Raw genomic sequence first — 13,127 nt, 5'->3', positions numbered from 1 at the left:
GTGTCTTGGAAAGCGCAAGCATAGGCGCATCTAGACATTTTTGTCTATGCATTTTCATACCAGCCCGCACCCAAGGAAAATAACCTAGACAATCTTTTCTAGACAAGGTATTCTAGATTTAACGAACTTGCAACCCGAAGGAAATGCCATGCCCAGCCAGCCCGAACTCCCGAAGCCGACAGCGGCCGAACTCGACCTCCTGCAGACCCTGTGGCCGCTCGGCTCGGCCACCGCGCGCCAGGTGCATGAGGCGATGCAGAAAACGCGTCCCGACGTGACCTACGCCACCGTGCTGCGCCTGATGCAGATCATGCATACCAAGGGCCTCCTGACGCGCGACGAGAGCGAACGCTCGCACGTCTACGCGCCGGCCCAGGCCCAGGATTCGCTGCAGACCAATCTGCTGAAAGACCTGATGCAGAAGGCGTTTGCCGGTTCGGCCAAGGCGCTGGTGCTGGCGGCTTTGAGGAGCGGCATCTCGAAGAAGGAACGCGACGAGATCGAAAAACTGCTGAAGGAGGACGAGCAATGACGGGTCACGAACTGGTCGCTCATATCGGGGCCGTCCTGCTCGATTCGATCTGGCAGTGCGCGCTGGTCGGCCTGGAAACCTCGGTCGCCCTGCTCGGGCTGCGCCGCGCGCGTCCGCAAACGCGCTACATCGCCGCCTGCGCCGGCCTGCTGATGTGCCTGCTCTGGCCGGCGGTCCAGCTGATCGCGCGCCTGCGTGGCGACGGTTCCGGCGCGAGCGGCATGCCGGTGCTGGTGCAGATGCTGCCGGGGGCCGGCGGCGCCGGGGCCGAAGGCTGGCAAGGCTTCCTGCAGGCCCACCTGGCCTGGGTCGTCGTCGGCTGGGCCGCCTGCGCAGCCGCGCTCGGCCTGCGCCTGGTGCTGGGCATGGTATGGGTCAGCCGCGCGGCGCACACCCATCGCGTCGACGCCCACTGGAATGCGCGCCTGGCGACGATGGCCAGCCAGTTCGGCATCACGCGCGAGGTGCGCCTGCGCGTGGTCGATACGCTGGCCAGTCCGATCACCGCCGGCTGGTGGCGACCGGTCGTGCTGGTGCCCGCCTCGCTCCTGTCCGGCATGTCGCCGCAGCTGCTCGAAGCCCTGCTGGCCCACGAACTGGCCCATGTGCGCCGTTTCGACTATCTCGTCAACCTGGCGCAGAGCATGATCGAAACCATCCTCTTCTACCACCCCGTGGTCTGGTGGCTCTCGCACCGCATTCGTGTCGAGCGCGAGCAGATCGCGGACGATATCGCGGCAAGGCAACTGGGCGAACCGCGGCGCCTGGCCCTTGCCCTTTCCGAGCTGGAGCGTCTCCAGTTCTCAACCCACCACCTGGCCCAAGCAGCCAACGGAGGAGATCTTATGTCACGCATCAAACGATTGGTTCGTCCCGATACACCAGCATCGAACTGGAAGGCCGCGGTCCCTGCCATCGCACTGGCAGTCGCCAGCCTGGTCGGCTGCGCGCAAACGGCCGTGGCCGGCCAGGGCACGGGCGATGCCGCCACGTCCGGCCATACCACCCGCGCCATCGCCAATTTCGCGTCATGCGCCAAGCCCGTGTATCCGAAGGAAGCATTGCAGGCCAGGAAGACCGGCACCGTCACCCTGGGCTTCCTGGTCGGCATTGACGGCGCCGTGCGCGACTCGAACGTGAAGCAGTCGAGCGGCGACACCTCGCTCGACGAAGCGGCGCGCCTGGCGATCGCCAAGTGCACCTTCTCGCCGGCAAAGGCTGGCGGCAAGCCGGTCGAGGAATGGGCGCAAGTCCAGTACGTGTGGTCCCTCGACTGATCGTTTCACCGGGGCGCCGGTCCTGCCTGTGGACCGCGCGCCAGGATCAGCTCATCTTTCTCTGGCGTTCCTGCTTGACTATTGGCAATATCTCCACGGGTTTTGTCGGGGCGCTTCGAGAGAGAAAGTTCATGTCGCACATTAAGCAATTCATTTATCCCGCTCAGCAAGCATTGAAATGGAAGGCGGCGATCCTGGCCCTGGGCCTGGCCGTGGCCAGCCTCGCCGGCTGTGCCCAGGCGCCCGCCGCGCAGGGAGACACCGTCACGCGCGGCAGCTCCGCCGTCGCCGGCGCCGACAAGACGACGTCCGCCCTGAAGACCAGTACCTGCGCCAGACCCGAATACCCGAAGGACGCGCGCCGCCGCGGTTCACAGGGCACCACGACCATCCGCTTCCTGATCGATACCGACGGCAGCGTCGCCCAGTCCGACATCGTGAAATCCAGCGGCGACGCATCGCTCGACGAGGCGGCGCGCTCGGCACTGGCGAAATGCAGGTTCAAGACGGCCAAAAAAGACGGCAAGCCCCGACGTGCCTGGGTGCCTGTCCAGTACGTGTGGACGATGGAGCCTGCAAGCCAGGCCCGGGTGCCGCCTGCGACGCCCGCAGCGCCTTTCTAGCTGGAACATCTCCAGTTCTCCATCCACCACCTGGCCCAAGCGGCCAACGGAGCAGATCGCATGTCACGCATCAACCGATTGGTTCGTCCCGAAATGCAAGCACCAAACTGGAAGGCTGCGTGTCCCGTGCTGGCGATGGCGGCGGCCTGCCTGGCCGGCTGCGCCGCAACCACGCCCACTGACGGCGCGCTGGAATCCGGAGCCGTCAACAGCACGCCCATTGCCCAATTCAATACCTGCTTGAAACCGAAATACCCGCTCGAATCGTTGCTCAGCGGCAGGCAGGGCACGAGCACGCTGCGCTACCTGATCGATACCGACGGCACGGTTGCCGAGGCGACCATCGGGGCGTCCAGCGGCGACCGCCGGCTCGACGTGGCGGCGCGGGACGCGATCGCCAAATGCCGATTCACGCCGGCCATGGCTGGCGGCAAGCCGGTGCGCGCCTGGGTAACGATCACGTACATCTGGGAACTGGTGTAACAGGCCGCGAGCCGTACAGGTCCTGTCCCGGACCGTCTTCGGCACAGCATCCGCGATAGAATAAACGCGCGGCAGACCGTCGCCGCGGACATCGCATCGGAGGCGCCATGCACGACGGCGAAAGGCTCAACACCCTCACCCACCTGGGCGGGGCGCTGTTGGCCTGCGGCGCAAGCATCCCGCTGCTGGCGCGGGCGTTTGACGGCAACGGCCGGCTCGGCCTGCTCAGCACCGCGGTGTACGCCCTCTCGCTGGCACTGATGTATTCCTGCTCGACTGCCTACCATGGCAGCACCGGGGCGCTCAAGGCGGTCCTGCGCCGCTTCGACCACGCGGCGATCTACCTACTGATCGCCGGCAGCTACACGCCCTTCTGCATGCTGATACTGACCGGCCGCTCGGGCACGATCCTGCTCGGCGTCGTCTGGGGCCTGGCCCTGCTCGGCATCCTGCAGGAAGCGCGGCCGCGCGCCGGGGCCCGGGTGCTGTCGATGCTGCTTTACCTGGCGATGGGATGGTCGGCGGCGGCGATGCTGGAACCGCTGCAGGCGGGCCTGGGCCCGGCCGGCTTCGCGTGGCTGCTGGGCGGCGGCATCGCATACACGGCGGGGATCGTGTTTTACGTGCTCGACAGCCGCCTGCGCCATGCACACGGCATATGGCATGTGTTCGTGCTGGCGGGAAGCGCCGCGCACTATGTGACGATCTATTTCTACGTGCTATAAACAAACGGGGAGCGGCCGATGCCGCTCCCCGTTCTTCCTTCTTACGTCAAGCCTGGACGCCCGAGACGTCCAGCTCGGCGCCCGTCGCTTCGACCACCTGCTCCTTGGTCACGCCCGGCGCCAGCTCCACCAGCTTCAGGCCGCTACCGGTAACGTCGATCACGCCCAGGTCGGTGATGATACGGTCGACCACGCCGACGCCGGTCAGCGGCAGGTCGCACTTCTTCAGGATTTTATGGGAAGTCGAGCCATCCTTCGCGGTGGCGACGTGTTCCATCACCACGACCACGCGCTTGACGCCGGCCACCAGGTCCATTGCGCCGCCCATGCCCTTCACCATCTTGCCTGGGATCATCCAGTTGGCGAGGTCGCCATGTTCCGACACCTGCATCGCACCCAGGATCGCCAGGTTGATCTTGCCGCCGCGGATCATGCCGAAGGAATCGGCCGAGCTGAAGTAGGCGGCGCCCGGCAAGGCGGTCACGGTCTGCTTGCCGGCGTTGATCAGGTCGGCGTCGACTTCCTCTTCCGTCGGGAACGGGCCGATGCCGAGCAGGCCGTTTTCCGACTGCAGGAACACTTCCATGTCGTTCGGCACATAGTTCGCCACCAGCGTCGGCAGGCCGATGCCGAGGTTCACATAAAAGCCGTCCTGCAGTTCCTTCGCCGCGCGCGCGGCCATTTCATCACGAGTCCATGCCATGTTCTTCTCCGAATCTCTGCGCTTAGTTTGGACGGACGGTGCGCTGTTCGATGCGCTTTTCCGGCGTCGGATTGTGGACGATGCGGTGCACGAAGATGCTCGGGGTATGCACCTGGTCCGGATCGATCTCGCCGATCTCGACCAGCTCCTCGACTTCGGCGATGCAGACCTTGCCGGCGGTCGCCACGTTCGGGTTGAAGTTGCGCGCGGTCTTGCGGAACACCAGGTTGCCGGCCTTGTCGGCTTTCCATGCCTTGACCAGCGACACGTCGGGCAGCAGGCTGCGTTCCATTACGTAATGCTCGCCGTCGAATTCACGGGTTTCCTTGCCGTCGGCAACAATGGTGCCGTAACCGGTTTTCGTGAAGAAGGCCGGGATGCCGGCGCCGCCGGCGCGCAGCTTCTCGGCCAGGGTGCCCTGGGGCGTGAATTCGAGTTCGAGTTCGCCGGCCAGGAACTGACGCGCGAATTCCTTGTTCTCACCCACGTAGGACGCGATCATCTTCTTGATCTGGCGGGTTTCGAGCAACTGGCCTAGGCCAAAGCCGTCGACGCCGGCGTTGTTCGAAATCGCGGTCAGTTGCTTGACGCCGGAGTCGCGCAGCGCTTCGATCAGCGCTTCCGGAATGCCGCACAGGCCGAAGCCGCCGACGGCGATCGTCTGGCCGTCTTGGACGATACCGGCCAGCGCCGATGTCGCATCAGGATACACTTTGTTCATACCCGTCCCTTTTATGATTTTCCCAGCGAAAAGCTTTCGAATTACAGTCATGTGTACTGCAGAGTAGAGAAGGCCAGCATAAAATACGACCCGCGAAAGTACAATACCGTAGAAATACCGGCAACGGTCCGGCCCACCGCAGTCCATTCCCAGGCAGCCCACAGCTTTCAGATGACTCCATCATACGCCATTGATTACGAGATGATTTTCCAGCATGCCCCGGTGGGGATGTGCATTTCAAGGGACCGTGTGATCCAGTCGTCCAACGTCGCGCTGGCCGCGATGTTCGGGTACGACCAGGGCTACCTCGACGGCCAGTCCTTCGCCGTGCTGTACCCTACGATGGACGAATTCCTGCGCACGGGCGACCGCATCGTGCCGATCATGAACGCCAAGGGCCGCTACTCCGACGAGCGCATCATGCGCCGCGGCGACGGCGAGCTGTTCTGGTGCCACGTAACGGGGCGCGCGTTGAATGCTTCCGAACCGCTCGGCGCCGGGGTCTGGACCTTCGAGGACGTCAGCGAAAAGCGCCCGGTCACGGCCGAGCTGACGCCGCGCGAGCGCGAGATCGCGGCGCTGCTGGTGGAAGGCAAGACGAGCAAGGTGATCGCCCGCGAAACCGACCTCAGCCCGCGCACGGTGGAGATGCACCGGGCCAAGCTGATGCGCAAGTTCTCGGCCTCGACCTCGTCGGAGCTGGTGCACAAGCTGGTGGGTGTAGCGCGCTGAGACGGCGCCAAGGGCAAGAGCGAACCTACGACGGTGCGCAATGGGACCAGGAGCAGTTGTTGATTCAACCACGATGCACTTCAGCCCAAAGGCGCAATCGTGGTTTCGACTGCCCAAACTACGCTCTTTACTTCAGCACTAACCGATCTGGTCATGCCGCGGCGTAATCGGATTGGATCTCCGGGTCGCCGGCCAGAAGCGCTCAAATGATTCGTGCATTCGTGTTCGCCAGCGCAACAGCGGCAACCTTTTTATCCCCGCCGTTCCAGTAAATTGCAAGCCATCCGGCAACAGGCGGCTTGCGCCTGCGGGCGTGAAGCCCCCGGCGCCATGGATCAACAGCGTTCGCAGGCAGCAATCGCCTCGCTTGCTCATCCCTGCACCGTTCATGGCGCGATTTAACCAAACTTTGTCGCTTTTAATCATCTGCACCTGCGTAAACTCGAGGTCGTTAAGTAAACACGTATCTGGCTACACGGCCAACCATTGCCTCGAACTGACTGATTTATTTGTACCGACCACGGATTGGTTGCGCGTGGTTTGTTAGCGCGATTTTCATTCTGGATTCGAAAAATTCCACCGCCACAAAATAGCAAGCCCATGCAAACAACAACTACCTTGCCCGGTTCCCTCCCGGATTGCAGTAATCTGCGGCTCATCGCGGAGTACATGATGCCCTCACTTCCACCATGCCCCTCAGATCTGGGATTTCTTTTCGGTACCCGCCACGGCGTGGGGGAATTTTGCGAAGCAAGCTATGCACTTTGGCAGGAAGGCATGTTCAGTCGTCTGCTGGTGTCCGGGGGGCAAACAATGGGCCTGCCCAGGGCGGAGGCAGAAGTCATCGGCGAAAATTTAATAAAACTCGGCTTGCCGGAATCCGCACTTATTCTGGAGACGGTCGCAACCAATACTGGCGAGAACGTGTGCTTTGGTCGGGCCAGGGTGGCTGAAGTGATGAATGTATCGACGATTCGCAGTGTCGTGGTCATCGGGAAGATCTGCTCGGCGAGGCGCTATTTGATGACTTTGCAGCGCCATTGGCCCGGTTTGCGGATGTCGGTTTGTCCGGTTAACTACTTCGGCGTTCCTGCCGAGCGCTGGCACGAACATGACGACTTCCGCGGCCGCGTGCTCAGTGAATTCAACAAAATTCCCCGTTATGTGACCGAAGGCTTTATCACCGAAATTAACGGGTGCGAGCCATATCCGCGAGCTGCCGGTGCTGGAGTCGAGCGATGATCCGCAAGAAGTGGCTCGTCCTGCCCGCTTTCCTGTTGGCCTACCTGTCGATCGTCGCAGTCTGGGCATGGGGGGCCTTCGGCGACGCCGTCAGACTGGCGCCGCCTGCAGAAGTGGTATCCCTCACTCGATGGCAAACCGCGATCCTCTTACGGGTGGAGGATCCGGGCTTTTACGAACATCCAGGATTGAGCATCGCCTCAGGCCAGGGCTTGGCGACCATTTCCGGCGCCGTCGCGCGCGATGTGTTCCTGTACCAGGGGGAATTTGACGGTGTTCGCGGAAGATTTCAGAAATTCTACCGAAAGGTGTTCGATTGCTGCAGGCGAGTCGACCTCGGTCGCGACGTGATGGCGCTCGTGCTCGACGCCAGGATGCCGAAGCAGGAGCAGCTGGCGCTCTACACTGCCAGGGTCTACATGGGGACCGACAAAGGCAGCCAGATCAGGGGGCTTGGGCAGGCCTCTCGCAGCTACCTCGGCAAGCCTTTGACGGCAACGACTGAACTTGAGTTCATACAGCTGGTCGCCATGATCAAGGCCCCTAACCATTATCACCCTCGGAAAAACCCGGTAGTGCTCGCAGAGAGGACCCGGCGTATTCACACCCTGGTATCCGGACAATGCGTGTCGAACGGGTGGTTCGACACGTCGTTTGATCAGTGCGCCTTGAATCCCGGTAGCGATTCGTAATGAATAGAAAGAACGACCAACTGTAACCGCAAGTCAAGCATCTTCATTTTTTCTGATTTCGATGAATTCAATCCAGACCATGACACTTTCACCAGCCCGCCGTCACCTCATGCTTGCGCTTGCCTCCTTGCCTTTCGCCGCCGCTGCCGCTGCCAAGCCGACGACAGTTGACGCCGGCTTCGCTGCCCTCGAACGCGACCTGAACGGCGCGCTCGGCGTGGCCGTTATCGACGCCGCCACCGGGCGCACGACCGGCTATCGCCAAAACCAGCGCTTCCCGATGTGCAGCACGTTCAAAGTGGTGCTGGCAGCGGCTGTCCTGGCGCATGAGGCCGTGAAGCCTGGTTTGCTCGAGAGGCGGCTGTCCTTGCCAAAGGCGCTTTTTGTCGACTGGTCGCCGATCACTGGCAAACATGTCGACGGTGAATTAAGCGTGGCGCAATTGTGCGCTGCGGCCCTGCAATACAGCGACAACACCGCGGGCAATGCCCTGTTGCGCGAATTGGGCGGCCCGGGCGCGCTGACTTCCTATGCGCGCGCACTTGGCGACGAGCGCTTTCGGCTGGACCGGTGGGAAACCGAGCTGAACATGGCAGCGCCAGGCGATGAACGCGACACAAGCACCCCGTTGGCGATGGCGCGCACGTTGCAAAAACTGCTGTTGCTGGACGGCTTGCCGCCAGCGCGGCAAGTCCAGCTGCGCGACTGGATGCTGGGGAACACGACAGGCGCCACACGCATCCGTGCGGCCGTGCCAGCCGGCTGGCAGGTAGCCGACAAGACCGGCACTGGCGGCTACGGCAGCGCCAACGATATCGCCGTGATCTACCCACCGGGCGGGACACCAATCGTGCTGGCTATTTACACCCGGCAATTGGCCAAGAACGCAGACGCGCGCAGCGACATCATCGTTCGGGCGGCAAAAATTGCCCTGAACACCTTTGGATCGTAAGCCCTCACACAACAGACCGTCAAAAATGCTGACTGGGCTGAATCATCTAACCCTCGCTGTGCAAAATCTTGACCGAAGTGTCGATTTTTATCACCACTTGCTCGGCTTTCGTCTCCGTGCCCGCTGGGACACTGGCGCGTATTTGTCTTTGGATATCTTATGGTTGTGCTTGTCGCTGGACCCCATCGAGGCCGCCGGGCCGTCGCCCGACTACACACACTTCGCATTCGGTATCGAGCAAGACAACTTCGGTCAATTTTTGCAGCGCTTGCGTGCTCATGAGGTCATCGAATGGCGGCAAAACCGCAGCGAAGGAGACTCGCTGTACTTCCTCGACCCTGATGGCCACAAGCTTGAAGCGCATGTCGGCGACCTGAACAGCCGGCTTGCCCAATGCCGTGCTTTGCCTTACTCGGGCATGTGTTTCTTCGACTAGCGCTCCAAGGACGAATAATCGGCAAGTGGCTCTGATGGCAAGTAGCGATCTTTTTTGGCGCTCTTAATGCCGTTGATAGAAACATAGGCAATCGGTTATTTCGTCGGCTGAGCCAGCAAAGGCGGCCGCACGCTGGTGTTCGCGCGCCTGCTGGAACAGCCGATCTGCACTGATGGCCATGGCCGCCCGCTCCACCCGCGAAGCGTTCCCGAGCAGCCTGGCACGCATCACGCTGTAGCTCAGCCTGGTGGTGCCCATAGGCAAAACTTTTTGGCAACGACGCATAAAGGCGTTTTAAAACGATCGGGACGCGTGCCGCAACTACGCTGCCAAGGCCCGAGCCTGGCTTGCACAAACGCTCGCTGATGACGCGGCTGCGGCACAAACCGGCAAGGCGGCAAAGTGACACGCGTGCACGGCGAACTGCCAACGCCGATTTGAACTTGTACGGCTCGCAGCCCTGTGCTTAGCTTTTGACCTCCACTTGTTTATCGCGGAGAAAAGTTGCGGGAGAGCTGCCGTGCTGGCGCTGGAAAGCCTTTGCTAATTGCTGGGGACTGGCATAGCCGCACACGTTTGCGATTGTCTTTGCAGGCAAACCGGACGACAAAAGCCCGAGTGCATGCTCGAGGCGAAGCGTCTCGACAAAACGCGCCGGAGGTTGTCCAACACAAGCCGTAAATTTGCGCTGAAAATTTCGGGGAGACATCCCGGCTCGCGCGGCCAAGGAGTCGACACTCATCGGTTTCGACAGATGCGCCCTGATCCAGCCGATCAAGCCTGAAAAATCGTTGTCCGCCCTTTTGAGCGCCGCGACTACCTCACTAAGCTGTGGCTGATAACCAGGTCGTCGGGTTTCCAGCACAAGACGCTTGGCGATTTCATTTGCTGCACTGTCGCCAACATCGCGGGCCACCATCTGCAAAGCCATGTCAATACCGGCGCTACCGCCGGCCGAAGTCCAGACGCGGCCGTGTTCGACATAAATCGCATTGGCATCCACAGCCACGCTCGGTATTTCCTTGGACAGACGGTCGCATGCCGCCCAATGCGCTGCGACGCGGACACCGTCAAGGAGTCGAAGCCGACCCAAGGCCAGTGTTGCTGGACCACTGCTCGATCCAAAGCGCCGGCATTTGGATATCGCTCTAAGCACCCATTGGCGCACCTCATTATTTTCCAGCGCGTCTGCCGCATTATCGTGGCCGCTACCTGTAAACAATAGCGTGTCGACACTTTCCGGATCCAGGGTGGACATCGTTTTTGTCAAGATCGTGATTGCCGACATGCTCTCAATCGCCCCCCCGAGTGGTGACAGGACGTGAATGTCGTAAACCCGTTGCTTGAGGACGTTGTTAGCGGCAGCGAATACCGCCGCTGAACCAGTGATGTTGAGAATCTGGGCGCCTTCAAAGACTAACAAGGCGATTGACCGGGGCGATTGCATGGCGCAATTTAACCAGATTTTGGCGTACCTGGCCACCGTAATGGAAAGTTAAACTTCATGTCTCTTTTCTCTTCACGCCTATATTTTTGATCGCTGAATGTGAAAACCCGATGCGACAATTACCATTATTGCGCCGGCGGATATTCCCTGCATCGCATGCACTAGCGTTACCAGTCATCATGGATTTCCTGAAACCTGTACAGCTTTATCCGGTATCACAGTGGCCGGCATTTCCATCGTGGCGTCGCATTCCCTGTGCCTTGTTGTTGACGTTGGTGATGGCGCCTGCGCAACCAGTGCGCGCGGCCTCCATGTGCGAGGGCCCTGAGGGTCTCCATGCGATAACGCGCCTGTGGAACGACATCAAATGGTTCCATCCAGGGGTTTCGCGAACCGAAGTAAACTGGGACCAGGCGCTCGTTTCCGCGCTGCCTCGCTGATGTGTACAACCGACGCAGGAACCTTGAAACCTGTCCTCGAACGCTTGCTCGCGCCTTTGCACGATCCCATCCTTGGCGTGACTTCATCCGATGAGCTGCCCTTTGTCCAACGGGCGTCTGGAGAGCCTGCGCCGGCCCACACGGCAATGCTTCTGGAGTCCGTGACCGACGTGATCTATATCGGATCCAATAGCGTCGGTACGAATGGTGACCTCACTAACGTTCTTCTTCCAGGGAACATCATGGCCGCGTCCTCCGGCTATGCGGTCGAGCGATATTCCTGCGCCGCTTGCATCCGGCGGGCATTGCTCCCCATGTCGAAGCCAGGCCAACCTTGTCAGGTATGCGGCAAGAAAGGGACGAAGTTCTTGAGGCTGCGGTTCGTTATCTGGATTCCATTGGCCTTTGATTGAAAATATGCTGACCAGCTCACTCCTCGACCTTCCCACCATCGTGCACGGATTCGGCACCCGCTGCGACAATATGGCATCCCTGATGCCCGACTACTGGAGGCGGCGGCCAGTGCAGCACGAACGCCACGGTACGCGCGTCGCTGTAGTGACCGAGCCAAATGAAGATTGCGGCGAGGCCGATGGCATGTTGACCGATCGTCCAGGCCTGCTATTAACGATCGCCACTGCCGACTGTGTGCCTGTGCTACTGGCCCATAACAACGGCAGCGAGGTCGCGGCGCTGCACGTCGGCTGGCGGGGCGCACAGGCCGGTATCGTTGATGCGTTCGCAGCGCTGGTGCGCGCGCGCGGCGGCGATCCCAGCGACTGGATCGCCGCCACCGGCGCGGCGGCGCAGGCCTGCTGTTACGAAGTAGGACCGGAAGTCATCGACGGCTTCGTCGAGCGACATGGTCTCCCTCGTGAGTTTGTCGCACCGCGAGACCGCATGCTGGACTTGCCGGCCATTGTGCAATGGCAGCTGCAGCGCGCCGGCATCGGGCAGGTAGCGCGTCGGACCGAATGCACGCTGTGCCATTGTCGCGATGACGATGGCGACCCTACGTTCCACAGCTACCGCCGCGACCACGCAACGCGCATTCCGGTAGTCGACGTGCAATGGTCAGTGATCGCGCTGGTGAAACGCTCCCGCCGCAAGGGTCTCGAGCCCCACGACGCGGGGCACTGGGGCAAGCGGTAGCGGCCGGTCGCAGCCTAGCGCCAGCGCCAGGCCGGGCTGCTCGAACACGTAGTCGGCCGCGCTGGGGCCGCCCAGCTTGATCCGGGCTTCGTGCAGGCACCACATGCGATAGAACGCATGCGCCCGCTCCGCCCCTTCGCACGCGCGCAGCCGGGCCAGGGCCTCCGGCCCGAGTGCATGCATGGCCAGCGCGAGCGCGTCGCGGCGCAGGTCGATGCGTTCGATGTCGAGGCCAACCGCAGCCTGCGTGCTGGCCGCACAGGCCACCCACGGCCCGCTGTGCGAAATGCTGAAGCCCACGCCCGATTCCGGCAACTCGAGCTCCGGCATCTCGAGCGCCGGCGCATTGAATGGCCGTTCGCGCAGCGCGATGCTGTGCGGCGGGACGCCCAGCAGGCTGCCGAGGGCAAGGCGCAGCAGCGCACGGCCGGCGATGAACTGGCGCCGCCGCTCGGCCCGGGCAAAGCGCACGCAGCGCAGCCGCTCGCCTTCGCCGAGCCAGGCCACGAAGCCCTTGAGCGTTGCCTCCGGCAACGCATCCACGTTAGTCAGCCACAGCAGGGTTGCGTCCGGCACTGGTACGGCCATATCCGTCACCTTATTGCTTGATGGTGACGAAGTCGCCCTTGAGCGCGACGCCCGTCATCATGGCGCCATCGTGGCACTCGTACTCGGTGTCGCTCGACATTTCGACATTCTTGTAATTGCTGACGATGTTGACGACGGCGAAACTTGACGGCGTCGCCCAGGCGTTTTCAAGCATAGTGATGTGCTCAAACAGGTGGATGGCAATCGTGCGCCACTAAAAGTTGATTCAGATTATAGAGATGGGTTTTGCCTGACGGAACTGCCGCTGGCGGGCAAAGAATCTGTTTAGCAACAGATTCGGCAGTTTGTCGATTCGCAATTGATGCAGGTCAAAGTTGGGCAAGAGTGGCGCCCGAATGCCGTACAGCCTGCTCTCGCTGTA

General features: G+C 61.7%; 18 protein-coding genes. 12 read left to right on the top strand and 6 right to left on the bottom strand.

Annotated features, from left to right (window positions below; genetic code table 11):
- Positions 1-148: 148 nt before the first annotated feature.
- The 5 genes from ACFPN5_RS13680 to trhA all read left to right on the top strand — a co-directional run bounded on the left by ACFPN5_RS13680 (position 149) and on the right by trhA (position 3,640).
- Entirely contained in the window at positions 149-532 is a 384-nt protein-coding gene (locus ACFPN5_RS13680; protein ID WP_379784129.1) for a BlaI/MecI/CopY family transcriptional regulator, read from the top strand.
- A complete protein-coding gene (locus ACFPN5_RS13675) occupies positions 529-1,809 on the top strand; it encodes a TonB family protein (protein ID WP_379784127.1) in 1,281 nt (426 codons plus the stop codon). Before ACFPN5_RS13680 ends, ACFPN5_RS13675 begins: the two co-directional genes overlap by 4 nt.
- 131 nt (positions 1,810-1,940) lie before the next feature.
- Positions 1,941-2,432, top strand: coding sequence for an energy transducer TonB (locus tag ACFPN5_RS13670; protein WP_379784125.1), 492 nt, complete (start codon positions 1,941-1,943; stop codon positions 2,430-2,432).
- 60 nt (positions 2,433-2,492) lie between these two features.
- Positions 2,493-2,915: an energy transducer TonB gene (locus tag ACFPN5_RS13665; protein WP_379784123.1), complete on the top strand. Its 423-nt coding sequence runs from the start codon at positions 2,493-2,495 to the stop codon at positions 2,913-2,915.
- A gap of 107 nt (positions 2,916-3,022) precedes the next feature.
- Positions 3,023-3,640 carry a PAQR family membrane homeostasis protein TrhA gene (gene trhA, locus ACFPN5_RS13660; protein WP_379784121.1) on the top strand — a complete coding sequence of 206 codons (618 nt, stop codon included), beginning with the start codon at positions 3,023-3,025 and terminating at the stop codon, positions 3,638-3,640.
- A 46-nt stretch (positions 3,641-3,686) separates the two neighbouring features.
- On the opposite strand, the gene ACFPN5_RS13655 is transcribed toward trhA, so the two are convergent.
- A complete protein-coding gene (locus ACFPN5_RS13655; protein WP_379784119.1) occupies positions 3,687-4,343 on the bottom strand; it encodes a 3-oxoacid CoA-transferase subunit B in 657 nt (218 codons plus the stop codon).
- A 22-nt stretch (positions 4,344-4,365) separates the two neighbouring features.
- On the bottom strand, positions 4,366-5,064 hold the full coding sequence (locus ACFPN5_RS13650; RefSeq protein ID WP_379784117.1) for a CoA transferase subunit A: 699 nt from the start codon (positions 5,062-5,064) through the stop codon (positions 4,366-4,368).
- A gap of 171 nt (positions 5,065-5,235) precedes the next feature.
- On the opposite strand from ACFPN5_RS13650, the gene ACFPN5_RS13645 reads away from it, so the two are divergent.
- Entirely contained in the window at positions 5,236-5,796 is a 561-nt protein-coding gene (locus ACFPN5_RS13645; RefSeq protein WP_379784115.1) for a LuxR C-terminal-related transcriptional regulator, read from the top strand.
- Between the two features lie 138 nt (positions 5,797-5,934).
- On the opposite strand, the gene ACFPN5_RS13640 is transcribed toward ACFPN5_RS13645, so the two are convergent.
- On the bottom strand, positions 5,935-6,222 hold the full coding sequence (locus tag ACFPN5_RS13640; RefSeq protein ID WP_379784113.1) for a hypothetical protein: 288 nt from the start codon (positions 6,220-6,222) through the stop codon (positions 5,935-5,937).
- A gap of 174 nt (positions 6,223-6,396) precedes the next feature.
- Between ACFPN5_RS13640 and ACFPN5_RS13635 the strand changes: the two genes are divergently transcribed.
- The 4 genes from ACFPN5_RS13635 to fos all read left to right on the top strand — a co-directional run bounded on the left by ACFPN5_RS13635 (position 6,397) and on the right by fos (position 9,118).
- A complete protein-coding gene (locus tag ACFPN5_RS13635; protein WP_379784110.1) occupies positions 6,397-7,038 on the top strand; it encodes a YdcF family protein in 642 nt (213 codons plus the stop codon).
- Positions 7,035-7,730 (top strand): transglycosylase domain-containing protein, encoded by a 696-nt coding sequence (locus ACFPN5_RS13630; RefSeq protein ID WP_379784108.1) that lies wholly within the window; start codon positions 7,035-7,037, stop codon positions 7,728-7,730. The genes ACFPN5_RS13635 and ACFPN5_RS13630 overlap by 4 nt, the downstream gene beginning before the upstream one ends.
- A gap of 79 nt (positions 7,731-7,809) precedes the next feature.
- Positions 7,810-8,682: a class A beta-lactamase gene (bla, locus tag ACFPN5_RS13625; RefSeq protein WP_379784441.1), complete on the top strand. Its 873-nt coding sequence runs from the start codon at positions 7,810-7,812 to the stop codon at positions 8,680-8,682.
- Between the two features lie 25 nt (positions 8,683-8,707).
- Positions 8,708-9,118 carry a fosfomycin resistance glutathione transferase gene (fos, locus tag ACFPN5_RS13620; RefSeq protein WP_379784106.1) on the top strand — a complete coding sequence of 137 codons (411 nt, stop codon included), beginning with the start codon at positions 8,708-8,710 and terminating at the stop codon, positions 9,116-9,118.
- 466 nt (positions 9,119-9,584) lie between these two features.
- Here fos and ACFPN5_RS13615 read toward each other — a convergent pair whose 3' ends face one another.
- On the bottom strand, positions 9,585-10,565 hold the full coding sequence (locus ACFPN5_RS13615; protein WP_379784104.1) for a GlxA family transcriptional regulator: 981 nt from the start codon (positions 10,563-10,565) through the stop codon (positions 9,585-9,587).
- 463 nt (positions 10,566-11,028) lie between these two features.
- Between ACFPN5_RS13615 and ACFPN5_RS13610 the strand changes: the two genes are divergently transcribed.
- Both ACFPN5_RS13610 and ACFPN5_RS13605 read left to right on the top strand, forming a co-directional pair.
- Positions 11,029-11,418, top strand: a complete 390-nt coding sequence (locus ACFPN5_RS13610) for a hypothetical protein (protein ID WP_379784102.1) — start codon at positions 11,029-11,031, stop codon at positions 11,416-11,418.
- Positions 11,411-12,157 carry a purine nucleoside phosphorylase YfiH/LACC1 family protein gene (locus ACFPN5_RS13605; RefSeq protein ID WP_379784100.1) on the top strand — a complete coding sequence of 249 codons (747 nt, stop codon included), beginning with the start codon at positions 11,411-11,413 and terminating at the stop codon, positions 12,155-12,157. Before ACFPN5_RS13610 ends, ACFPN5_RS13605 begins: the two co-directional genes overlap by 8 nt.
- Here ACFPN5_RS13605 and ACFPN5_RS13600 read toward each other — a convergent pair.
- Positions 12,080-12,745 carry a 4'-phosphopantetheinyl transferase family protein gene (locus ACFPN5_RS13600; RefSeq protein ID WP_379784097.1) on the bottom strand — a complete coding sequence of 222 codons (666 nt, stop codon included), beginning with the start codon at positions 12,743-12,745 and terminating at the stop codon, positions 12,080-12,082. The genes ACFPN5_RS13605 and ACFPN5_RS13600 overlap by 78 nt on opposite strands.
- Before the next feature lie 10 nt (positions 12,746-12,755).
- A complete protein-coding gene (locus ACFPN5_RS13595) occupies positions 12,756-12,920 on the bottom strand; it encodes a hypothetical protein (RefSeq protein WP_379784095.1) in 165 nt (54 codons plus the stop codon).
- Positions 12,921-13,127 lie beyond the last annotated feature (207 nt).

Origin of the sequence: Massilia niabensis (genome assembly GCF_042655085.1) — a bacterium.
Classification (GTDB): domain Bacteria; phylum Pseudomonadota; class Gammaproteobacteria; order Burkholderiales; family Burkholderiaceae_D; genus Telluria; species Telluria niabensis.
This window is presented reverse-complemented; position numbering and strand designations above follow the sequence as displayed.